This is a genomic window from Rhodococcus sp. ARC_M5 (assembly GCF_022810405.1).
GTDB classification, from domain to species: Bacteria; Actinomycetota; Actinomycetes; order Mycobacteriales; family Mycobacteriaceae; genus Rhodococcoides; species Rhodococcoides navarretei.
Map to the genome: position 1 here is coordinate 110972 of NZ_JALGQE010000005.1, position 22127 is coordinate 133098.

At 65.5% G+C, this 22127-nt stretch carries 23 protein-coding genes, 1 tRNA gene and 1 riboswitch; of the genes, 12 read left to right on the forward strand and 12 right to left on the reverse strand.

Going from position 1 to position 22127, the window contains the following annotated elements:
- Positions 1–68 precede the first annotated feature (68 nt).
- A complete protein-coding gene (locus MTX34_RS09905; RefSeq protein WP_243596583.1) occupies positions 69–983 on the forward strand; it encodes an alpha/beta fold hydrolase in 915 nt (304 codons plus the stop codon).
- Positions 980–1618 (forward strand): LON peptidase substrate-binding domain-containing protein, encoded by a 639-nt coding sequence (locus MTX34_RS09910; protein WP_243596584.1) that lies wholly within the window; start codon positions 980–982, stop codon positions 1616–1618. Before MTX34_RS09905 ends, MTX34_RS09910 begins: the two co-directional genes overlap by 4 nt.
- A gap of 52 nt (positions 1619–1670) precedes the next feature.
- Here MTX34_RS09910 and MTX34_RS09915 read toward each other — a convergent pair.
- A tRNA-Met gene (locus tag MTX34_RS09915) sits at positions 1671–1744 on the reverse strand.
- A gap of 78 nt (positions 1745–1822) precedes the next feature.
- Here MTX34_RS09915 and MTX34_RS09920 point away from each other — a divergent pair.
- Positions 1823–2602, forward strand: a complete 780-nt coding sequence (locus tag MTX34_RS09920; protein WP_243609303.1) for an enoyl-CoA hydratase/isomerase family protein — start codon at positions 1823–1825, stop codon at positions 2600–2602.
- On the opposite strand, the gene MTX34_RS09925 is transcribed toward MTX34_RS09920, so the two are convergent.
- Complete coding sequence (locus tag MTX34_RS09925) at positions 2585–3202, reverse strand: DUF998 domain-containing protein (RefSeq protein WP_243609304.1); 618 nt, start codon at positions 3200–3202, stop codon at positions 2585–2587. The two genes, MTX34_RS09920 and MTX34_RS09925, sit on opposite strands and share 18 nt — an antisense overlap.
- 138 nt (positions 3203–3340) lie before the next feature.
- Here MTX34_RS09925 and MTX34_RS09930 point away from each other — a divergent pair, with 138 nt between their 5' ends.
- Together MTX34_RS09930 and MTX34_RS09935 are read left to right on the forward strand one after the other, a co-directional pair.
- Positions 3341–3904: a TetR/AcrR family transcriptional regulator gene (locus tag MTX34_RS09930; protein WP_243596587.1), complete on the forward strand. Its 564-nt coding sequence runs from the start codon at positions 3341–3343 to the stop codon at positions 3902–3904.
- Positions 3901–5241 carry an AarF/ABC1/UbiB kinase family protein gene (locus MTX34_RS09935; RefSeq protein ID WP_243609305.1) on the forward strand — a complete coding sequence of 447 codons (1341 nt, stop codon included), beginning with the start codon at positions 3901–3903 and terminating at the stop codon, positions 5239–5241. The genes MTX34_RS09930 and MTX34_RS09935 overlap by 4 nt, the downstream gene beginning before the upstream one ends.
- A 20-nt stretch (positions 5242–5261) precedes the next feature.
- Here the strand turns inward: MTX34_RS09935 and MTX34_RS09940 are convergent, their stop codons facing one another.
- Positions 5262–6239, reverse strand: coding sequence for an NADPH:quinone oxidoreductase family protein (locus tag MTX34_RS09940; protein ID WP_243609306.1), 978 nt, complete (start codon positions 6237–6239; stop codon positions 5262–5264).
- A 139-nt stretch (positions 6240–6378) separates the two neighbouring features.
- Between MTX34_RS09940 and MTX34_RS09945 the strand changes: the two genes are divergently transcribed.
- A complete protein-coding gene (locus MTX34_RS09945; RefSeq protein WP_243609307.1) occupies positions 6379–7065 on the forward strand; it encodes a dienelactone hydrolase family protein in 687 nt (228 codons plus the stop codon).
- Positions 7052–7960: an amidohydrolase family protein gene (locus tag MTX34_RS09950; protein ID WP_243609308.1), complete on the forward strand. Its 909-nt coding sequence runs from the start codon at positions 7052–7054 to the stop codon at positions 7958–7960. The genes MTX34_RS09945 and MTX34_RS09950 overlap by 14 nt, the downstream gene beginning before the upstream one ends.
- A gap of 9 nt (positions 7961–7969) precedes the next feature.
- Here MTX34_RS09950 and MTX34_RS09955 read toward each other — a convergent pair whose 3' ends face one another.
- Together MTX34_RS09955 and MTX34_RS09960 are read right to left on the reverse strand one after the other, a co-directional pair.
- The gene (locus tag MTX34_RS09955; RefSeq protein ID WP_243609309.1) at positions 7970–8815 is read right to left on the reverse strand and encodes a patatin-like phospholipase family protein; all 846 of its coding nucleotides are present in this window, start codon (positions 8813–8815) and stop codon (positions 7970–7972) included.
- Between the two features lie 28 nt (positions 8816–8843).
- Positions 8844–9710, reverse strand: a complete 867-nt coding sequence (locus tag MTX34_RS09960) for an alpha/beta hydrolase (RefSeq protein WP_243609310.1) — start codon at positions 9708–9710, stop codon at positions 8844–8846.
- Positions 9711–9877: 167 nt separating this feature from the next.
- Here MTX34_RS09960 and MTX34_RS09965 point away from each other — a divergent pair, with 167 nt between their 5' ends.
- Positions 9878–11059 carry an alkane 1-monooxygenase gene (locus MTX34_RS09965; RefSeq protein ID WP_243609495.1) on the forward strand — a complete coding sequence of 394 codons (1182 nt, stop codon included), beginning with the start codon at positions 9878–9880 and terminating at the stop codon, positions 11057–11059.
- Positions 11060–11069: 10 nt separating this feature from the next.
- Here the strand turns inward: MTX34_RS09965 and MTX34_RS09970 are convergent, their stop codons facing one another.
- Complete coding sequence (locus MTX34_RS09970) at positions 11070–12272, reverse strand: ATP-binding protein (RefSeq protein WP_243609311.1); 1203 nt, start codon at positions 12270–12272, stop codon at positions 11070–11072.
- 228 nt (positions 12273–12500) lie between these two features.
- Here MTX34_RS09970 and MTX34_RS09975 point away from each other — a divergent pair, with 228 nt between their 5' ends.
- Complete coding sequence (locus MTX34_RS09975) at positions 12501–12968, forward strand: 2-isopropylmalate synthase (protein WP_243609312.1); 468 nt, start codon at positions 12501–12503, stop codon at positions 12966–12968.
- 135 nt (positions 12969–13103) lie between these two features.
- Here the strand turns inward: MTX34_RS09975 and MTX34_RS09980 are convergent, their stop codons facing one another.
- The gene (locus MTX34_RS09980) at positions 13104–13619 is read right to left on the reverse strand and encodes a hypothetical protein (protein ID WP_243609313.1); all 516 of its coding nucleotides are present in this window, start codon (positions 13617–13619) and stop codon (positions 13104–13106) included.
- Between the two features lie 148 nt (positions 13620–13767).
- Between MTX34_RS09980 and MTX34_RS09985 the strand changes: the two genes are divergently transcribed.
- The 3 genes from MTX34_RS09985 to MTX34_RS09995 all read left to right on the forward strand — a co-directional run bounded on the left by MTX34_RS09985 (position 13768) and on the right by MTX34_RS09995 (position 16673).
- Positions 13768–14667 (forward strand): metal-dependent hydrolase, encoded by a 900-nt coding sequence (locus MTX34_RS09985; protein ID WP_243609314.1) that lies wholly within the window; start codon positions 13768–13770, stop codon positions 14665–14667.
- 83 nt (positions 14668–14750) lie between these two features.
- Positions 14751–15770, forward strand: a complete 1020-nt coding sequence (locus MTX34_RS09990) for a PDR/VanB family oxidoreductase (RefSeq protein ID WP_243609496.1) — start codon at positions 14751–14753, stop codon at positions 15768–15770.
- Positions 15771–15782: 12 nt separating this feature from the next.
- Complete coding sequence (locus MTX34_RS09995; protein ID WP_243609315.1) at positions 15783–16673, forward strand: alpha/beta fold hydrolase; 891 nt, start codon at positions 15783–15785, stop codon at positions 16671–16673.
- 9 nt (positions 16674–16682) lie between these two features.
- On the opposite strand, the gene MTX34_RS10000 is transcribed toward MTX34_RS09995, so the two are convergent.
- The 5 genes from MTX34_RS10000 to MTX34_RS10020 all read right to left on the reverse strand — a co-directional run bounded on the left by MTX34_RS10000 (position 16683) and on the right by MTX34_RS10020 (position 22126).
- Positions 16683–17951 carry an LLM class flavin-dependent oxidoreductase gene (locus MTX34_RS10000; RefSeq protein WP_243609316.1) on the reverse strand — a complete coding sequence of 423 codons (1269 nt, stop codon included), beginning with the start codon at positions 17949–17951 and terminating at the stop codon, positions 16683–16685.
- Between the two features lies 1 nt (position 17952).
- The gene (locus tag MTX34_RS10005; protein ID WP_243609317.1) at positions 17953–18714 is read right to left on the reverse strand and encodes a 3-oxoacyl-ACP reductase; all 762 of its coding nucleotides are present in this window, start codon (positions 18712–18714) and stop codon (positions 17953–17955) included.
- 49 nt (positions 18715–18763) lie between these two features.
- A riboswitch (TPP riboswitch) is annotated at positions 18764–18856 on the reverse strand.
- A 73-nt stretch (positions 18857–18929) separates the two neighbouring features.
- Positions 18930–20225, reverse strand: a complete 1296-nt coding sequence (locus MTX34_RS10010; protein ID WP_243609318.1) for an alpha-amylase family glycosyl hydrolase — start codon at positions 20223–20225, stop codon at positions 18930–18932.
- Positions 20225–21403: an alpha-hydroxy-acid oxidizing protein gene (locus MTX34_RS10015; RefSeq protein WP_243609319.1), complete on the reverse strand. Its 1179-nt coding sequence runs from the start codon at positions 21401–21403 to the stop codon at positions 20225–20227. The genes MTX34_RS10010 and MTX34_RS10015 overlap by 1 nt, the downstream gene beginning before the upstream one ends.
- A gap of 9 nt (positions 21404–21412) precedes the next feature.
- Positions 21413–22126, reverse strand: a complete 714-nt coding sequence (locus MTX34_RS10020) for a type 1 glutamine amidotransferase (RefSeq protein WP_243609320.1) — start codon at positions 22124–22126, stop codon at positions 21413–21415.
- Position 22127 lies beyond the last annotated feature (1 nt).

Genomic DNA, 22127 nt, shown 5'->3' on the forward strand with positions numbered 1-22127 from the left:
GTCGTGGCGTCTGCGATGTGCTTGTACGTTGGTGGGCACGACCGCACTACTCGACAGGGAGGTCGACCATGAGTTCATCGTACGAATTGCAGTCGGTAGAACTACACAAGGACGTCCTGCGATACGTGGACATGGGCGATGGCCCGCCCGTGATCCTGGTGCACGGTCTGCTCGGATCGCATCAGTCCTGGGGCCCGCAGCTCGAACGTCTGTCGCTGAAGTATCGGGTCATCGCACCCGATCTGTTCGGTCACGGTGACTCCGACAAGCCGACCGGCGACTACTCGCTGAGTTCGCATTCGGCCACTATTCGCGACCTGATGGACCACCTGGGCATCGACTCCGCTCCGATGGTGGGTCACTCTCTCGGCGGCGGCATCATCATGCAGCTGACGTACCTCTTTCCCGAGCGAGTGGATCGCCTGGCGCTGGTCAGCAGTGGCGGCCTCGGCACCGAGGTGAGCCTGCTCCTCAAGGCTGCGACGCTGCCCGGTAGTGAGCTGGTGCTGCCGCTGCTCGCATCGGATTGGTTCCGCAAGCGCACCGAGGGCGCGCTCGCGCAGCTGGGCAAGTGGGGTCTGCCGGTCGAGCCGGGGCCGAGCATGGCCGAGACCTGGAGGTCGTTCCGGTCGGTCGCAGACCGATCCACCCGCGGGGCGTTCCTGGCGTCGACGCGAGCAGTGGTGGGTCCGCGCGGTCAAACCGTCAGCGCCAAGCAGCATTTCGAGAAGTTCGAGTCGATTCCTTCGCTGCTCGTCTGGGGCGGCAAGGACCGGATGATTCCTGCCAAGCACGCAGACAACATTCGACGCGAGGTTCCGAACAGCCGCGTCGAGATATTTCCCGATGCCGGTCACTTCCCCCAACTCGACGAGCCGGACTTCTTCTTCCGTCTGCTGGACGAGTTCTTGAATGCGAACGGAGCGGAGAAGAACGCAACCGCCGAGATCAGCCCGGCAGTCATGCCGTTGCAACGCCCGTGAGCGTCGTTCCCATGTTTCCGCTCGGCAGCGTGCTGCTCCCCGGCGAACGCTTGCCACTGCACATCTTCGAGCCGCGGTACCGAGCTCTGGTGCACGATTGCCTGAAGCAGGACGATCCGAGTTTCGGCGTGGTACTCATCGCGCGCGGGCACGAGGCCGGTGGCGGCGACGTGCGGCACGACGTGGCGACGACCGCTCACATCATCGCCCACGAGGCCATCGGTGACGGCCGATATCTGCTCGAATGCGTCGGTGGTGAACGGATCAGGATCGACGCCTGGCTGCCCGACGATCCGTACCCCCTGGCCGATGTTCGACCGTGGCCCGACGAGGACGCCGACGCCGTGATCGCCGACTCCGAGTTCGACGCCACCTGGGCGCGAGTCGAGGACCTCTACGAGCTGATCGGCCGCCTCGAGTCGACGGAGAATATTTCCACTCCCGGCGTTCCGGACTTTCTGAGCCTGCCGATCTCGGCTGCCGAGAAGATCTGGTCGCTGGCCGCACTGATACCGATGGGGCAGTCCGATCGACTCGACATCCTGTCTGCGCCGGACGCCAGAGCACGTATGACCGCCCTCGACGACGCCATCGAGAATGTCACCGCCGTCGTGCAATTCAGACTGCAACCCTGAGGCAGAAACACGTCAGGCCCGACATCATCGATGCCGGGCCTGACGTGCGTAGTAGCGGGGACAGGATTTGAACCTGCGACCTCTGGGTTATGAGCCCAGCGAGCTACCGAGCTGCTCCACCCCGCGTCGGGTGTTCACCACGCTACATGCCATCTCGGCAGTCTCCCAATCGCCAGGTCAGCCGCACGCTCTACGGTTCTCTCCATGCCCACCGCACTGTCTCCCGTCCTGACTTTCCCGCACGACGCCGTCGCGCAGATCACGCTGAGCAACCCGCCGGTCAATGCTCTGACCCGTCCGGCGACGAGGCGACTGCGCGCCGTCCTTCTCGAGTTGATCGACGACGCTGCGGTTCGGGCCGTGGTTCTCACCGGCGACCGGGTGTTCAGTGCCGGCTCGGATATCTCCGAGATGCCGGAGATGCAGGACCGCGGTGACGTGCTCGCCCGCAAGAGCATTCTCGAGAACGCCACCCTCGAGATGCTGGACGATCTGCCGCTGCCCACGGTCGCCGCGATCGACGGATTCGCGTTGGGCGGCGGCCTGGAACTGGCACTGTGCTGCGACCTCGTCGTCGCCGACGCGGGGGCTCGACTGGGACTCCCGGAGATCGACCTCGGTGTGATCCCCAGCAGCGGCGGGTCCATGCGCGCGCTACGGCGGGTCGGTCAGGCGCGCGCCGCCGAACTGGTCTTGCTCGGTGAGCCGGTCTCGGCCGAGACTGCTCTGGAGTGGGGTCTGATCAATCGCGTGGCTCCACGTGGACAGTCGTTGCCGGTGGCACTGAATGTGGCGCAGACGCTGGCGCGCAAATCCCGCTCTGCCGTTCGGGCGAACAAGCGTGCCCTCGCGCTCACGTTCGGTGAGTCCCCTGGACTACCTGCACGACGAGCATTGCCGGTGTTCGAGGAGGCGTTCGAGTCGGCCGATGGCAAGGAGGGCGTGCGCGCGTTTCTCGCCAAGGAGTCACCCGACTTCGGATAGACGGCGCTTGACCAGAATCGTTGCGCCGGTGACGATCTCCCATCCGATGATCGTGTAGACCGAGATGCGCTCGAATGTTCCGCCGCCGAGGACTCCGGTGTCGGCGAGAAACAGAGCGAGCCCCACCAGGCCGGCCACTCCTGCGGTCGCACTGCCGACGGTGTACCACCGCGGCGCGCCGACGCTGCCGCCGTATCGGCCTGCGGCCAGCAGCACCAGATTGCCGCCGATGATCGCCATGCCTGCGCCCACCGCATGGGGCGTCGACGCTCCGTCGACCGAGGCGTGGGCGAGCCCGACGACGATGCTGCCGACACCGTGAACGACGGAGGTGCCGGCCACGATCCACCGCGCACGGCCCTCGAAGAGCACCGACAGTCCCAGCCCCGCCAGGACGAACAACGTGCCGTCGACGGCGAAGCCGGTGTTCATCACCGCGTGCAGCGGCGAGAGGTCGGGGATTCCGAGGTCGCTGATGTTGTTGCGGGCGTAGCTGTACGGCCGGTCCGTCCAACCGAGCGCGGCGACGGCTTCGGCGGCCAGATAGGTCACCCCGCCGACGAGGAAGGCTCCGGCTGCCAAGACGGTGGTTCTCTTCACAGCTGCAGTATCCACTGCGCTCACCTCGATGGGTCATTCCGCGGGCTCCGCTCCCGCGACCCCCATGGGTCATTCCGCAGGCTCCACTCCCGCGACCCCGATACACCCGCCGTGTACCGATTGGTACAGTACCGGCTCATGAGCGATCGCCACGACGTGGTGCCGATACTCGCAGGGGTGTTCCGCGACCACGGATTCGACGGGTCGTCCCTCTCGGTCATCAGCAAACAGACCGGCCTGGGGAAAGGCAGTCTCTATCACTACTTTCCGCGAGGAAAGCAGGAGATGGCGGAGGCCGTCCTCGACGACGTGGAGCAGTGGTTCCAGCACCACGTGTTCGAGCCGTTGCGACTCGGCACCGACGCTGCGTCGACCACCCACGAGATGTTCGAGCAGACCGCGCGATATTTCCGGTCGAACCGCCTGGTGTGCCTGTTCGGGGCGTTCACTCTCGGACTCGAACGCGCGGTCTTCTCGGGCCGTGTCGCTGCCCATTTCACTCACTGGATCGAGGCACTCACCCCGGTGCTGCGACGGATGGGCCACGGAGACTCCGCAGTCGAACTGGCCGAGGAGATCGTGGCCGGCATTCAGGGCGCGCTGGTGCTCTCGCGCGCATCGGGCGATGTGGAGAGGTTCGATCGACTGTTGGCGCGTCTGGAAGCCTCGGCCGCACGCATTCCCGCAGGAGTGCTCCAGTGACCCCGACGCCGGCACCGGAGCTGAGGAAATTCGGGATACGAGAACTGTTGCGGCTGATCGTCATCGGCTCGGTACTGACGTTCTTCCAGTTCGTCGCGATCGGGCGCTGGATTCGTGCCCCTCGGCGCGGCTGGCCGCTGCAAGCCTCGGAAGCCGTCGTCGACGCGTTCTTCGTTCTCGGTCCCACCTTCGTCAAGGTCGGACAGTTGATGGGGTCCTCGCCCGGGTTGTTTCCCAAGGTCCTCGCCGATACCTGCCTCCGCTGCCTCGACGAGGTGCCACCGTTCCCCGGGTCGCAGGCGCGTGCGGTGATCGAGGCCGATCTGGGCCGCGGAATCGACGACCTGTTCTCCTCGTTCGACGACGTGCCGCTCTCGTCCGCCTCGGTCGCTCAGGTGCACCTGTGCGTGCGCCGCGACAACGGGCGTGAAGTGGTCATGAAGGTGCAGCGGCGGGGCATCTACCACCGCATGAAGATCGACCTGCGAATTGCTTACCTCATCGCGCGCGGCCTCGAGAAGTTCATTCCGTTCTTCGCCACGGCCAACGCGTCGGCCATCATCGTCGACCTGCATGCGGCCACGTTCGCCGAGCTGGACAGCGCCGTGGAAGCCAAGCGGCAGGACAGCTTTCGTGCGGCCATCGGTGCGTTCGACGACAACGCCCACGTCACGGCGCCCGAAGTGTTTCTCGACTACTGCGGCGGACGGGTCATCTGCATGGAACGCATGCACGGCTCCCCACTAGACCGCTACGAACCAGGAGAGCAGTCCGAGCTCATCGTCCGCCGTGCAGCCAAGGTGTGGATGGAAGCGCTTGTGCTGCACGGCCTCTTCCACGGTGATGTGCATGCGGGCAACGTGTGGGTCCTCGACGACGGCCGGGTGGCGTTCCTCGACTTCGGCGTCATGGGCGAAGTGGACGAGCAGTGGCGCGCTCTGCTGCTCGACCTGTTCCACGCCACCGTGATCGACGGCGACTTCACTCGACTCGCCGGCACCGTCAAGCGGCTGGGAATCGTTGCTCCGCAGATGGGTTCGGATGCCGAGGTCGGCGCGATCCTGCAGTCGGTGTTCGCTCCGATGCTCTCGGCGACCCTCGCGCACTTCAGTCTGGCGGACTTCATTCGGGCGCTGGTGAGTATGGGCAAGCAGTACAAGACGTCGAGTCCCGAGGAATTGATCCTGGTGGCAAAACAACTCGGCTACTTCGAGAGATACGCCATCGAGCTCGCGCCCGACTGGGCGCTCGGCACCGACCCGTTCGTGTTCAAGAACGTCTTCCCCGCCGAGATCGCGGCCCTGGCCGAGGCGCGAGGCGTCGAGCTACCGGAGTGAGGCGGTAGCTCGACGCACTATCAGCGAGTGAAGTCGAGCACCACTTTGCCTGCGGCAGTGCGGTTCTCCAGTGAGGCGATGGCCGTGGCGGCCTCGGCGGCCGGGAACACCGACGGCTCGGGAGCCACGAGCGATCCGTCGGCGAGCAGCGGTTCGATCTCGGCCCACTGGGTAGCGAGGTAGCCCGGACGCGTCATCCACCATGCGCCCCAGCCGACACCGATGACGTCGACGTTGTTGAGCAGCAATCGGTTGACCTTGACGGTCGGGATCTCGCCACCGGTGAAGCCCAGCACCAGGATTCGGCCCGAGGGCGCGAGTGAGCGGATGCTGTCGGTGAACCGGTCACCGCCCACCGGATCGACGACGACGTCGACGCCACGGCCGCCGGTCAGTTCCTTCACCGCGTCCTTCCATCCGTCGACGAGCACCACATCGGTGGCTCCTGCAGAGCGAGCGATATCGGCCTTGGCCTCCGAGCTCACCACTGCGATCACGCGAGATGCCCCGAGCACCGGAGCCATTCGCAGCGCAGAGGTTCCGATGCCTCCGGCTGCTCCGTGCACCAGAACCGTCTCGCCCGGCGCCAACCGGCCACGTTCCCGGAGCGCGAAGTGCACCGTCAGATCGTTGAACAGCAATCCCGCCCCCGCGGACAGGGATACCGACTCGGGCAGCGCGAAGACCGTGTCGGGTGAGACGACGGCGACCTCGGCCATACCGTCGCTCAGTCCCGTCAGCGCGGCGACTCGATCCCCGGCCGAGAAACCGGACTCCGGCGGTGCCGACCGAACGATGCCGGCGATCTCGCTACCGGGGACGAACGGCAGTTCGGGCTTGTACTGGTACAGACCGCGGGTGAGCAGAGCGTCGGGAAACGCGACGCCGGCGGCATGGACCTCGATGACCACCGAACCGTCACGCGGGGCAGGCTCGTCGATGTCCACCACGCTCACCGAGTCGGGTCCGTCGAGGCTGGAGATCTGTACCGCGCGCATGAGTTGTCCTCTCGGTCGGGATCGTTCCCTGCACGCCACCGTACAAAACTGCGGAACTTCCCGTCGCTACCGGCACGCACACCTGCACTACCGGGTCGTTCCGCGGGCTCCACTCCTGGCGGTGTGCTCCAATCGACGGATGAACACCACTCCCCTCACCGTCGTTCGGCCCGACGGCACCGCCCGCGGCGGCGTCATCGTCATCCAGGAGGCCTTCGGCGTCACGGACCACATCGTCGACGTCTGCAATCGAGTCGCCGCTGCCGGTTGGGTCGCCGTCGCTCCACATCTGTTCCATCGGCAGGACGGCGTCGCTGTCCTCGACTACTCGGACATGGATTCGGCGATGGCAGCGATCGGGGCGCTGAAGGCGGACGAAGTCGACTCCGACGTGGACGCGGCGGCGAGTGCTCTCGCCGAACTCGGGTTCGAGCCCTCGTCGATCGCCATCGTCGGCTTCTGCATGGGCGGCACCGTGGCCTTCCATACCGCTGTTCGACGCCCCCTCGGTGCGGCAGCGACATTCTACGGCGGCGGAATCACGAAGGGCCGCTTCGGCTATCCCGCAATGGCCTCGGTGGGCGATGCCCTCCAGACCCCATGGCACGGATTTTTCGGCGACCTGGACGAGGGCATCCCGTTCCAGGACGTCGAGACGCTGCGCGAGGTCACCGCAACGGCCCCGGTAGCCACCGAGATCACCCGTTACGCCCACGGCAAGCACGGTTTCCACTGCGACGACCGCCCCGCTGTGTTCGACGCCGACGCCGCGGCCGATGCCTGGGACAAGACTCTCGAGTGGTTCGACGCCCATGTCGCACGCTGAACAACCGCGCTCCGACGCCGAACTCGCCGAGGAGACCGACCGAATCGTCGCGTTCTGGACCGAGCTGTCGTTGCCCGGTCTGTTCGACGTCCACACGCACTTCATGCCGAAGAACGTGATGGACAAGGTGTGGAGCTATTTCGACAGCGCCGGTCCGCTGACCGGCAGCGTGTGGCCGATCTCCTATCGGTACGCCGAAGACCGACGGCTGCAGGTCATTCGAGGATTCGGGGTACGGAAGTTCACCTCGATGATCTACCCGCACAAGCCGTCGATGGCCGCGTGGCTCAACTCGTGGGGTGCCGACTTCGCGGCCCGAACCCCCGACTGCCTGCAGACCGCCACGTTCTACCCCGAGGACGGGGCCACCGAGTACGTCGAGCAGGCGTTGACGAACGGCGCTCGAATCTTCAAGTCGCACATTCAGGTCGGTAACTACGCACCGAACGATCCCCTGCTCGACGGCGTTTGGGGCGCGCTCTCGGACGCCGAGGTACCCGTGGTGATCCACTGTGGTTCCGGCCCGGCACCCGGCACCCACACCGGACCGGGGCCCATTGCCGAGCTGCTGCAACGGTTCCCGAGGCTGCCGTTGATCATCGCGCACATGGGTATGCCCGAGTACGTCGAGTTCCTCGACCTGGCCGATCGCTACGAGAACGTACGCCTGGACACCACGATGGCGTTCACCGACTTCTCGGAGGCGGGGGCACCGTTTCCGAGACACGAACTCCCACGGCTGGTCGATCTGCAGAATCGGATTCTGTTCGGCAGCGACTTTCCCAACATCCCGTATCCGTACCTGGACGCTCTGCACGCAGTGCGCCGCCTGGACCTCGGCGACGACTGGGTTCGAGCCGTGTGCTGGGGCAACGGCGCTGCACTGTTCGGCTAGAGACGTTCTCTAGACCCAGAACTCGACGATGCGCTCGGCGATGGCATTGCCCTGCGCTCGTCCGGCTACGGCCGCAGCCGCTCGGACGGCGATGTCGGTGGCATCGGGTCCGATTGCTGCCGTCGACTCGGCGTCGGGGGCAATCACTTCCACCTTCGAGCCACCCTTGATCAACCGTTCTCGTTCGATTTCGAAGGGATCGTTCTCGAGGTCGAGCGCGCCGACCTTGAGAACCAGCACCTTCTCGAAACCGACTGCCAGATCGGCATTTTCGCTGGCTCGGATACCGCCGTCGACGTAGCGGTGATCACCGATCGTCACCGGCGGCCACATGCCGGGGATGGCGCAGCTCGCAGCCACCGCGTCGACCAGTTCGACCCCCGAGCCACGGTCGAGAACCCGATGCCGACCGGTCAGCGCGTCGACGGTGACGATCCTCAGATCGCGGTTGGGCCACGAGTGCGTCGGCAACCGTCGTCCGACGATGGCGCGGCGCTCGCGTTCGGTGATCGTCGATGCCGCCAGCGCCTCGGTACCGATGCGCCTGCGGGTGTCGAGAGCACTGCCGTCGGAGTTCTGTGCCGCCCGAGCCAACATGGTGACCAGTTCGTCGATGGTCGTCTCGGCATGCGGTTCGTCGTCCTGCTTCGCCTCGTCCGCTTGGCGCTCGAAGAACTCCGCAAGCGGGAGACCGCTCGAGATCTGCGCGGCCACCGAGGAGCCGGCCGACGTGCCCAGCAGCATCTCGGCGTCGGTGACGTCGGCTCCCGATTCGGCCAATCCCAGCAGGACGCCCGTCTGCCACGCAATACCTGCGACTCCGCCGCCGCCCAACACGAGTGCTCGCCTGGTCATGGTCGTACCCCTTCTTCGAAAAGATCCGTCAGGAACTTACAGCGCCGGTGTGTAGACGGGGACGCAACCAGTCGATGAGGTCGTCGAGTACACGCTCCTGCTCCGGTTCGTTGAACACCTCGTGGAACAGCCCGTCGTACTTCTTCAGGGTGAGGTCGTCGGATCCGGCCAGGTCGGCGATCAGTTCGCTGCCGGAAACGTCGGCCAATCGGTCGGCAGTTCCGTGCTGGAGCAGCACCGGGATCCTCAACGACGGCAGACGGGCCGGAAAGGACTCGCCGGCGCCGAGCATCGCCGCGGCCAGGCCCGCCGAGACACTGCCGTGGTAGCCCAAGGGATCGGCAACGTACGCGTCGACGACGTTCTTGTCCCGCGAGACGAGGTTGGGGTCGAGCTTCAGGACGGGAGCGCCCGGTACGAAGCGTCCGAGAATCTTGCCCACCGCCACGAGGGCTTTCGGTTGCCCGACGCTGGGGACCACTGCCGGGCCGGACAGCATCAGACCGTCGAGGTCGCCCTGATGGTCCAGGGCGTAGGACAGTGCGATGGCACCGCCCATGCTGTGTCCCAGAAGGAAGGTGCGGCTGCCGGGGTGCTCCTCCGCAGCGATGCCGAAGAGCGTGTGCAGGTCGTCGGTGAAGTCGGACCACTTCGCCAGCGTGACCCGCTTGCCGCCGGATCGTCCGTGCCCGCGGTGATCGGGCGCGTAGACGACGAGACCGAGAGAGCCGAGCCGCTCGATCACGTGTCCGTACCGTCCGGCGTGCTCGGCCAGCCCGTGGGCCAGCACCAGGACGCCGGTCGGTGGTTTCTCGGCGGCGACGTCCGGGGTCCAGACGTCGTAGACGATACGAGTTCCGTGTACTCCGACGAACGCCGACTCGACATGCTGCATTCGGTCACCGTACAAGGACCGCGACACCTGCGACGGCCCATCGCTCGAACCCCATAGATTCGTCTAGGTAACTATCCTCAGAGGCGTGGCGATGTACTTGTGACAGACCACCACCGCACCCCCTCGTACCGCGTGGGCAGTCTCGAAGATCAGGAGTGAGTTCACGCATGCTCGACAAGGACGCCCTACGGGCCTCCCCGACGTGGCGCGATCCCAAGCGTTATCTGTGGCCGCTGGGGTTGATCATTCCGTTGAGCCCGTTCCTGGCGTGGGGCTTGGTGACACTCCTCGGCCCCGGCGCATTCTGGACACTCGGTCTGATGATCATGGGCATCGCACTGCCACTGGTCGACAAGTTCGCCGGCGTCGATCGCAGCAACCCGCCCGAGGACGCTCTCGCAGCGCTCGACAAAGACAAGTACTACCGGTGGTGTGTCTATCTCTTCCTGCCGCTGCAGTACGCCGGTCTGGTGGCCGCGTGTTACCTGTGGGCACACGGCCCACTCGGCACACCGGAGAGGATCGGCCTGGCCGTCACCGTGGGCGTCGTCGGCGGCGTCGGTATCAACGCCGCGCACGAGCTGGGCCACAAGCGCGAGAACGTCGAGCGGTGGCTCTCCAAAGTCACCCTGGCGCAGACGCTGTACGGCCACTTCTACGTCGAACACAACCACGGCCACCATTTGCGCGTCGCCACCCCCGAGGATCCGGCATCGGCCAAATTCGGTGAATCGTTCTGGAAATTCCTGCCGCGCACGATGTTCCACGGCCTGCACTCGGCCTGGGATCTCGAATCCCGTCGACTCGCACGGTCGGGCTCGTCGCCGTGGACGCTGCGCAACAACCTCTTCAACGCGGCCGCGATGAGCATCGTTCTGTTCGGAGTACTGATCGCGCTGTTCGGGTGGATCGTGCTGCCGTACCTACTGATTCAGGCCGCCATCGCCATCGTTCTGTACGAGGCGGCGAACTACCTCGAGCACTACGGCCTGATGCGCACCACACGTCCGGACGGTCGCTACGCCAAGCCCTCGCACCGGGACAGCTGGAACAGCGATCACCTGTGGAGCAACCTGTTCCTGTACCACCTGCAACGCCACAGCGACCATCACGCGAATCCGGTGCGCCGCTACCAAGCACTTCGGACCGTCGACGAGTCCCCGCAACTCCCGGCCGGATACGCCGTGATGATCTTCTGCGCGATGGTGCCGCCGTTGTGGCGGAAGGTGATGGATCAGCGCCTCATGGACTTCTACGACGGTGACCCTGATCTCGTCAACGTCGACCGCACCGATCGCGCCGCGGTGCGTCGCCTCGAGAAGCTGAGCGGGGCGCGGGCGCAGACATAGGGGCGACGCCTCAGACCGCGGCGGGCTCGTCGGTTTGCGCTCTCAGGTAGCGCCCGAAATGCGGCACCGTGAAGGCAATCGTGCCGCGCTCGGCCGAGTAGATCAGGCCCTTCTTGATCAGTCCGTCCCGGGCAGGTGACAGCGATGCCGGCTTGCGTTTGAGCTCGGTCGCCACGGCCGACGTGGGCACCGAGCCGTCGTCCACCGACAACTCGGCCATCGCGCGCATGTATTCGCGTTCGGCGGGCGTCGCGCGTTCGTAGCGCGATCCGAAGAATCCGACGGCCAGCTCTTCCTCTGCCGTCGGGGCAGCGACACGCACGTCCTCGGCTGAGATCGGGCTGTCGGCAGCGAGATCCCAGGTCGCCTTCCCGTACGCCTGAACGAAGTACGGGTAGCCGTCGGCGGCCGCGTACAGCGCGTCGAGGGCGTCGGGTGTGAATTCGACATCCTCGCGATCGGCCGGGGCGATCAGGGCCAGGTCGGCCGCGGCTCGTTCGAGTCGGCCGATCCGGTGGTAGCTGAAGAGGCGCTCGGAGTAGCTCTTGGACGCCGACAGCACCGCGGGCAGGTGCGGCAGCCCCGCCCCGACGATGATCAGCGGCGCGGTGTCCTGACTGAGTTCGTGGCAGGCCGCACACAGCGCGGAGATGTCGGCTGGGCCCAGGTCCTGCATCTCGTCGATGAAGATGGCGATGCCCACGCCCACGTCACCGGCCAGCGCGGAGGCGTCGAGCAGCAGTTCGACGAGGTCGATCTCGATGTCGCCGGAGTCGGCGCGGCCGGTTTTCGCCGGGACGTCGATGCCCGGTTGCCACCGCTCCCGCATTCCCTTGTCGGCGGTGGAGCGCAGGGCGAAGGCCTTGAGCACGCCGAGGAACTCGTCGACCCGTTCGGGATCGCGATGCGAGGCCGCGATGCCGCGGACCGCCATGTGCAGCGCGGACGACAGCGGTCGACGCAGTTCCTGGTCCGGCCGAGCCTCGATCTTGCCGGTGCCCCATCCGCGGGCGATGGCCGCGGATCGGAGTTGGTTGAGCAATACCGTCTTCCCGACGCCGCGCAGCCCGGTGAGAACGACGCTGCGTTCCGGTCGGCCGCGGGTGATGCGTTCGAGCACGACGTCGAAGGCGTCGAGCTGCTTCTTTCGACCTGCGAGCTCGGGTGGGCGCTGGCCGGCGCCGGGAGCGTAGGGGTTACGCACGGGGTCCATGGGGCCAAAGTTACAACGAATCGTGCGATATATGCGGACATCTAGTTCGTGTCCTAGAGATCTGTATTCGTTCGATACTTGCGGGACGGCCGAGGCCGGGGCTACTGTCGGCTCCGTGAAGCGCATTCTCGTAGTACGCCGCCGTAGCGGGGTCTGATTCGGACCGACCCCTCGCTGCGGGTCGTCGTGCTCTCTCGGTCCTCCCTTCACATTCGGAAGACCACCTTCATGAATTCACTTGCTTCCACTTTCGCCACGGATCCGTTCCATGCCCGTTTCGGCAGCGCCCTGCCGCGCACGATGCGCGACGAGATCACCGGGCAACACATGTCGTGGACGGCCTTCGTCGACCGCTTCTCGCCCACCACCGGACCTCTCCGGCTGGGCTCCTGGTCCGGAACTCGGGCCACCGGAGGCAAGACGTCGTTCGACGCCACCTTCGGTATCGGTGACACCATCTTCGCTTGTGCCGCAACAACATACGGACCGCTCGAGGCGTTGACGTCCATGCTCCACGACGCCGGGTTCCGCATCGAGATTCTCTCGTTCCACCAGCAGATCATCGGCGACGAGACCGCCACCTTCGTGCTGGCCGAGCACGACGGTCGCCGCGAATGGTCGATGGCCATCGAGCCCGACGCAACCCTGTCGTCCATCAGGGCCATCCTCGCTGGGGCCAACCTTCTGCATCGGTAGCCCCAACCGACGCCGCGAACTCGAAGTTGGGGACGAAAATCCGTCGAAAAGTGTCCATAACTTCGAGTTCGTCGTCGGCGTCGGTAGCACTTTCTACGACCATCTAGCGTATGGACAAGACGGGCGAAGATCGTGCTAGGGCATTTCGATCGTCTCGGCTCGGTGGACTTCGGCCAGTGCGCGGCGCAGGTAGGTCTCGGCGCGGCCGCGGCGCACCGCGAGTAGGTCCGCGACCACCAGCAATGCATGGGCCGGCCTCGGTTTCCTGCGCGATTGCTCTTCTACATCGGCGACGCCAAGGGCTCCGGTGAGCACCTCGACGAACCCGGCGATGTCCAGATTCGGCAGCCAGTCCGCGCCTCGCACGGTTCTACCGAGCACCTCCTGGACGTTCTCACCGGTCAGTCCATCGCTATGTACCTCTTCGAGCAACGTGCGTACCATTTCGGCATGCACGTGACCGGCCTGCGCCGAGTCCGAGCGGCCCAGTAGCTCGACGGCGTCGTCGAACGCGATCGGATCCCGCGCCGCCACCGCGGCGAGGGCATCGTTCGTGGCATCGGCGATCCGTCGCACCTCGGCGGGCCATTCGGCAGGCCAGGCGATGGGGACAGTGCTCGGGGGAACAGCCGCTGGGGAGGGGTCGGTCATCACAGCAGTCTCTCACTGCTCGACTGTCGTTCCGCAGGCTCCACTCCTGGCGCCTCCGACACGGTTCCTTTTACCTGTAACCGGTGTTTATACTAAAGCGCGCACTGTGGCATCGGCCACACATGTGGATGTGGAGGAGGTGGACTCGATGAACGAACGGAACACCGTCGCGTCGGATCCCGGCGAAGTGATGCTGCAGGCCAGGAACGTGAAGTTCGACTGGACCGATCTGCCGATGCACTGGGTGCCGGGAGATCCGTACACCACGCACGTACTAAACGTGCTGCATCTACTTCTCCCTGCCGGCGAGCACTGGTTCGTCGACACGTTCAAAGAGGCCCTCCCGTACATCGACGACGAGAAGCTGCGCGACGACGTCATCGGCTTCATCGGGCAGGAGGCGGTGCATGCCGAGGCGCATACCGGTGTCCTGATGCACCTGCAGAACAACGGACTCGACCCCACTCCGTTCACCGATCAGATGGAATGGGCCTTCGGCAAGGTGCTCGGATCGGATTCGGTGACGAGTCTGCGATCGAAGAACAACCTCGTCGAGCGGCTGGCCCTCATCGCCGCCATCGAACACGTGACGGCATTCCTCGGTGACTGGGTGCTCAACGCCGACGGTCTGGACCGAGCCGGCATCCATCCGACGATGCTCGATCTGCTGCGGTGGCACGGTGCCGAAGAAGTGGAACACCGCTCGGTCGCGTACGACACCCTTCGGTACTTCGACAAGCGCGAGGTACGTCGCCTGCGCACGTTCGTGGTGGTCGTGCCGTTGATGGGGTACATCTGGATGCGCGGCATCATCTTCCTGATGAAGAACGACCCCGAGCTGCAGAGTGCACCGAAGTCGGTGCGCAAGCCCCGTTCTGCCCTGTGGCGCAAGTCGGTTCGCCGTGGCACCCTGCCGGCGCTGACGCACGTCGGCCGCAGCATGTCTCGCTACCTGAAGAAGTCGTATCACCCCAGCCAGGAAGGCTCGACGGCTCAGGCCGTCCGCTACTTGGCGTCGTCACCGGCCGCGCAGGCTGCGGCGCGGTGAAGCTCTCGACACGACGCGTTCCACGACTGTTGCCCAAGGATGCGCCGCCCGATCTGCGTGGACGCCCTCGCGCCGATCGCTCGATGCAGATGCTCGGAACGTTCCTCAACGGCTACATGCACGCGACTGCCGGCAGGGAGTACGACGACGCTGTCGCCGGCCACAATCCCGATTCCGCGTTGCGGTTGGTGGTCGTGGACCGCGAGATCGTCGCCGAGGACGAGAACGTCGCCGCTCTGACCCTCGCCTCGCCGACGGGGGAGCAACTGCCGACCTGGCATCCCGGCTGCCACCTCGATCTGCACCTGCCGTCGGGTCGCCGTCGGCAGTACTCGCTGTGCGGCGATCCGTCCGACCGTAGCTGCTACCGCATCGCCGTGCGCCGAATCCCCACCGGCGCAGGTGGATCCATCGAGATGCATGCACTCGAGCCCGGCACCGAGGTCACCGTTCGCGGCCCACGGAACGGCTTTCCCTTCGTCGCCGAGGGCAGCGCGCTGTTCGTGGCGGGCGGGATCGGCATCACGCCCATCATCGCGATGGTCCGGGCCGCACGAATTCTCGGGATGGACTGGCAGTTCGTCTACTGCGGTCGCTCGCGGGACACGATGCCCTTTCTCGACGAGATCGAGAGCTGGGAATCGGACCGTGTGTTCGTCCGGACCGATGACGTGCACGGGTACCCCACCGAGGGTGAATTGCTCGAGCGCGCACCCGCAGGCGGTGCCGTCTACTGCTGCGGCCCTACCCCCATGCTCGACGCCGTCCGCCGCGACTTCAGCCAGTGCCCTGCCACCGCACTGCATTTCGAACGCTTCGGCCCGCCGCCGATCCTCGATGGCACACCGTTCGAGGTGCAGCTGATCAGCACCGGAGCTGTGCTCGACGTCGCCGCCGACGCCTCTGTATTGACCGCGGTCAAGGAACAGAAACCCAATATCGCGTACTCGTGCCAGCAGGGCTTCTGCGGTACCTGCAAGGTGCGGGTGCTCTCCGGTGAGCCCGAGCACCTCGAAACGCGATTGACCCCCGAAGAGCAGCGCGATCACATGCTCATCTGCGTCTCCCGCGCACGCAGCGGGCGTCTCGTACTCGATCTATAGAACGGAAAACTGTTGAGCAGCAACGCGGTTCGTACGACGGTCGTCAACGAGGGAATCCGATTGGCGGTGTTCGAGAGCGGTAACCCCGACGGGGACCCGATCGTCCTCGTTCATGGGTGGCCCGATACCCATGAGCTGTGGAGCCACATCGTGCCGCAACTCGAAGACCGTTTTCGGGTGATCAGCTACGACTCGCGTGGAGCCGGCGAGAGCACGGTCCCCACTGAGCAATCCGCGTACAAGCTGGCGCGGCTGGCCTCGGATTTCTACGCCGTTGCCGACGCCGTCAGCCCCGACGCCCCGGTGCACGTGCTCGCCCACGACTGGGGTGCCGTGGAGGTATGGGAGGCCGCAGCCCAGCCCCCGGCGAAGGATCGAATCCGCTCGTACACATCGATTTCCGGTCCGAACCTCGATCACCTCGGCAAATGGTCGCAGTCGCGGCTGCGCAAACCCACCCTCACCGGTATCAAGCAGGTTCTCGCCCAGACGCGAGCGTCCTGGTACACCGTCACCTTCCACATCCCCGGGCTCTCCACGCTGCGGATCAAGCGCCAGTTCGCCAAGGGCTGGCCGGCATTCCTCGAAGAGTTCTCGGGAGTCGATCCGAAGCTCGTCACCCAGAACCCCACGCTGTGGTCGGACGCCACCAACGGCACCAAGCTGTACCGCGCCAACATCATTCCGCTGCTGACCAATCCGCGGGATCGATACATCGACATCCCGGTGCATCTCATCGTCAACACCGATGACGTCGCGGTGCGGCCGTACCACTACGACGACACCGGCAAGTGGGTGAAGAACCTGACGCGCAACGACATTCCGGCCGGACACTGGTCGCCGATCTCCCATGCAGACGACATTGCCCGATTGACGACGGAATTCATCGACTCGCTGGACTGAACCTTCAGGTCAACCGGTCAAATGCCCGCGCAGCGTCGACGACGTGTATTCGGATCGAAAGAGGCCGCGTTGCTGCAGGATCGGAACCACATGGTCCACAAAATCCTCCAGTGAGTCCGGGTACCTTGGGCACATCAAGTTGAATCCGTCGGCACCGCGGCCGATCCACGACTGCATCTCGTCGGCGATGGACTCCGGCGTGCCGATCATGGTGGCGTGCCCACCGCCGGCTGCGAGAGTGCCGAGCAGTTCCCGCACGGTGGGGGCATCCTTCTCCACGATGCGCAGGATCGTCTCGTAGCGACCCTGCGGTCCGGTGAACTCTGCTGCGGGTGGCAGGGACGGTACCGGAGCATCGAGTTCCCAAGCAGCGCAGTTCTGTCCGGTGAAGGTGGACAGCATCGCCAGCGACTGTTCGGTGGGCAGCAGCTCGTCCAGTTCGGCCTTCTTGCGGCGGGCCTCGTACATCGTCGAGCCGATGTACGTCACCAGTCCCGGCATGATGCCCACTGTCGCACTGTCGCGACCAGCCCTGTCGATGCGAGACGTCACATCCTCGTAATAGCTCTGCGCGGCAACGAGATCGTAGGCGACGGCGTAGATCGCCTCGGCGTACTTCGCCGCGAGATCACGCCCCGGTCCCGACGCACCGGCCTGGAACAGAACCGGCCTGCCCTGCGGCGAACGCGGTACCGTCAGCGGGCCGTCGACTCGAAAGTGCTTGCCGTCGTGATCGATCGAGTGCACCTTGGCCGGATCGGCGTACATCCCCGTTCGATCGAGCGTCAACGCGTCGGCATCCCACGAATCCCACAGCGCCAGTGCAGTATCGACGAACTCCTCGGCGCGCGCATAGCGCTCCTCGCGACCGGGAATGACGTCCATTCCGTGATTACGCGCCTCGGCGTCGAACATGGAGGTGACGACGTTCCAGCCGGCACGGCCGCCGCTGATGTGATCGAGCGACGCCAACATGCGTGCAGCGTGGAACGGGGTGTAGAACGTCGACGACACCGTGGTGACGAGACCGATGTGCGTGGTCGCTCTGGCCATGGCCGACAGCGCGGTGATCGGCTCGAGAAACCAGGTTCCGGCTCCGGCCGGATCCCGCACCGAATGTCCGTCGGCGAAGAACACCGCGTCGAACTTTCCGCGTTCGGCGAGTTGCGCGAGTTCCTCGTAGTACGAGATATCGCCCAGGTCCTCCACTCGCGAATCGGGATGACGCCACGCCGCACTGTGGTGGCCGCAGCCGTACAGAAACGCGTTGAGGTGCATGTCAGTCCTTGACCAGGCCGCCGTCGACGACGAGATTCTGGCCGGTCACCGAGCGCGCCCACGGCGAGGCGAAGAACAACAAGGCATCGGCGAATTCCTCGGGGGTGGTGACGCGTTGCAACGGGGTCGAGGCGGCAATGAAGTCGAACACCTCGGCCGGGGTGGCGGCACTGGCGTCGGTGGTGCGGAGCAGTCCACCCGAGACCATGTTGACGGTGATGTTGTCCGCTCCCAGATCGGCGGCGAGGGTGCGGGTCAGTGAGAGCAGGGCCGCCTTGGAGGCGGTGTAGTCGTGGTACGGCACCACTGGATTCTGGAACAAGTTGGTGCCCACGTTGATGATTCGCCCGAAGCCCGCCTCACGCATACCCGGCAGTGCGGCCTGAGTGGTGAGCAACGCTGCGCGGACGCTGCCACGCAACTGCGCGTCGAAACGCTCCCAGGTGATGGTGTCGGCCTTGGGTCGGGCATCTCCGTCGAAGGAGAAGTCGGCCAGTGCGTTGTTGACGACCGTGGTGATCGGGGTGCCGAAGTGCGCACGGGCCGAGTCGAACACCGTGGCCACGGCGCTTTCGTCGGTCACGTCGCCCTGAACCGCAAAAGCCTGTCCACCAAGTCGGTCCGCCAGCGCTTCGGCAGCATCTTTGCTGTTCCGGTAATCGATCACCACGCGGGCACCCTGACCGGCGAACGCCGCGGCGATCGATGCTCCCAGCCCGCGTCCACCGCCGGTGACCAACACTGTCTGCTCGTCGAGTCTCATGCGCTCCGCCTCTCGTTCGAGGTCAGGGCCGTCGCGAGGGACAGGGAATACCGAAACGTCACGACATTCCCTTCGCTGGTCCTAACCAGATCAGGTTCGACGGGTGTGATCTCAGCCCTGACGGGCACCCCGTGTCGCGGTCGACTGTACCTGTAGGTCTCTCTACTGCTTTCTTGCGCTCGACGTAGACAGCCGAACACAACCGTATGCAGCGATCAGCCGATGACAGCCCAGCCGTGCGGAGGAACGCTTACTCGTCCGTCGTGCAGGTGCGCCTCACCGGCCAGTACTTCGCTGCCCTGGACCGGGTAGTCGATGGCCTCGTCGCCGAGGTTGAGCGCCACCGTCATCGAACTGCCGTCCGCCTGGACGCGGTAGAGCAGCGCAGTGTTGGTGAGCTCGAGCGTCTCGGTGCGCGCGGAGTACAACCACGGGTTCCGACGCCGCAGACCGATGAGCTCCTGGTGCACTCGAAACACGGGCCAGCCGTACGGGGCGAGATCCTCGGACGTGTCGGGGTATTCGGGACGGACCTCGTCGTCGCCGCCGACCCGATCTTCCTTGATGCCGCGGAAGGCCTGCTCGTCGCCGTAGTAGATCATCGGCATACCGCCCACGGTGAACAGAACCACCAACGCGTGCAGCAGATGTCGCTCGTCCTCGATGACGCTGGCGATGCGATTGACGTCATGGTTGCCGACGAACGTGGCGGGTACGAAGGCGTCGAGCCACCCGTTGTGACGCTCCAGCGCGTGCGAGAGTTCGAAGAAGTTCTTCTCGCTCAGCCCACTCCAGATCGCCTTCCACAGTTCGTACTGGGTGACCGAGTCCAGCGTGGAGGCCGAGACGATTCGGTCGTAGTCGCCGTGAATGACTTCGCCGAGAAAGTATGCGTCCGGGTGCTTTTCGCGAACCTTCGGCAGTACCGCCGACCAGAAACGTGGTGGCACCGCGTAGGCCGCGTCGAGCCGCCACGCGTCGACGCCACGGTCCAGCCAGTGCGAGAGCACGTCCACGACATACTGCTGCACGTGGGGACTTTCGTGGTTGAGTGCCACCAGTTCGTCGTGGCCCTCGAAGTTGCGATGCGTCGGCTCGTCGCCGGACCAGTCGAGGTGGAACCACCCCGCGGTCTCGGAGTCCGGACCCTCGGCCAGAGCCTCACTGAACTTCAGAAAGCTCTGCGCCACATGGTTGAAGACGCCGTCGAACATGACCTTCAGGCCGCGCGAATGCGCAGCGGCGATCAGGGAGTCGATGTCCTCGTCCGTACCCAGCCTGCCGTCGACGTGGTAGTAGTCGACGGTGTCGTAGCCGTGCTTCTCGGATTCGAAGATCGGACCGAGGGCGATGCCCGACGCGCCGAGTTCGAGGGCGTAGTCGAGCCACTTCTCGATTCTGTTCAGCCGATGCAGATCCGCTTGCGACTCACCGTCCCACCCGTGCACCGGAGCGCCGGTGAAGCCGAGCGGGTACAGGTGCCACCAGATGGCGTGCTTCGTCCACTCCATCAGGACGCCTCGATCGAGTCGCGGCCGAGCTCGCCCGCACCGGTATGGCCGGAGAGGCTGGTCACCAAGTCGAATTCGGCCAGCAGGCAACGTAATACGTGTGCAACGCCCTCCTGACCGCCGAGCGCGAGGCCGTAGAGGAACGGTCGGCCGAGGAGAACCGCATCGGCCCCGAGCGCAAGCGCCTTGGCCATGTCGGCACCGGTACGCACACCGGAGTCGAACAGGATGGTCAGTTCGTCGCCCACAGCCTCGACGATGGACGGCAATGCGTCGAGTGATGCTCTGGCCCCGTCGATCTGACGACCGCCGTGGTTCGAGACCACGATGCCGTCGACCCCGTGCGCGGCAGCCTCTCGGGCGTCGCCGACGGTGCAGATGCCCTTGAGCACGATCGGGCCGTCCCAGTGCTCGCGCAGGAACGCCAGATTTTTCCACGACAGCCCCGGATTGGGGAACATCTGCGCCCAATGCATCGCGGCGGCAACGGGATTCTCCTCGACCGGCTGAGCGAGTCCTGCTTGGAACGCCGGATCGGTCAGGTAGTTCTCGATGCCGAGGTTGGCCAGGAACGGAAGGTAACCACGGTCGAGATCGGCCGGCCGCCAGCCCAGCAACGTCGTGTCGAGCGTCAGCACCAGCGCGGTGAATCCGGAATCCTTCGCGCGCTGCAGGAAGCTCAGCAACACCGACTCGTCCGTCGGCCAGTACAGCTGGTACCAGCGGGGAGCGTCGCCACCTGCCTCGGCGATCTGCTCGAACGAATGCGATGCCTGCGTCGAATGTATGTACGGCACACCGAGTTCCGCAGCCGCACGAACCGTCGCGAGCTCGCCCTCGGGATGGGCGAGTGTCTGGATCCCGACGGGCGCGATCAGCAGCGGAGCAGGCATCTCGGTGCCGAGCACGGTGCACGCGTGAGTGCGGGCCGCCGAACTGCGGAGCATCCGCGGCGTGATGGCCCACCTGTCGAAGGCGGCCCGGTTGGCCCGCGCCGTCGAGCCGCTGCCCGCACTGGCGACGATGTAGCCCAGTGCCTCGGGCGAAAGCTTCTCGGCGGCTTGATCCTCCAGCCGCGCCAGGTTTGTGGTGATCGGCGGTGTCTGCTGGGCGAACATCCCGGCGGCGTAGATGCCGAGTTGGTGATCGCTGAAGTTGCTGGGCCTGGCCTCGGTCATCGTTCGACCCTACCGGGGCACCGCCGCGGATCGGGCGAGAAATGCGTCGAGCAGGGCCGAGCAACGCGCCCGAGCTGCAGGTTCGGCGTCTGCGATGGCTCGGCGTATCTCGTGCACGTCCACCGCATGTTCGACGCCGTCGCGGTCCCACGCGGCGGCCCACGCATCGTAGGTATCGAGGTCGATCTCGGGGTGGAACTGCAACCCGAGGTGCGGTCCGAGGACGAAGGCCTGTTGCGCCGCCGCGTTGCGGGCGACCACCGTGGCCTCCGGCGGAGCGGTGAACGTGTCGACGTGGAATTCCATCCACGGGCCCGCCGCGACGAGCTCGGGATCGGAGGTCTCGACGTCGACAAATCCGTACTCGGGGTGCTCGGACTTGCGTACCGATCCGCCGAGTACCCGCGCGAGCAATTGGCCGCCGAAGCACACGCCCAGAACCGGGACCTGCGCATCGATCGCATGCTGCACGTACGCGATCTCCGGCGCGAGCCACGTCAGCGTGTCGTCGTACGCGGCGTCGGGTGAGCCCATGACCACTACCAACTGCGCGTCGGACAGTCGCGGCGGTGCGACATCGGGGCTGTGATCGAAGGAATGCACGTCCAACTGAAAACCCCTGGTGCGCAATTCGGCGTCGAGGGTTCCGATGTCGCGTCGCGCGAGAGCCGGGTCCTGATCGTGGACGAGTACTACGGCGCGCGGGTCGTTCGTGTCTGTCACA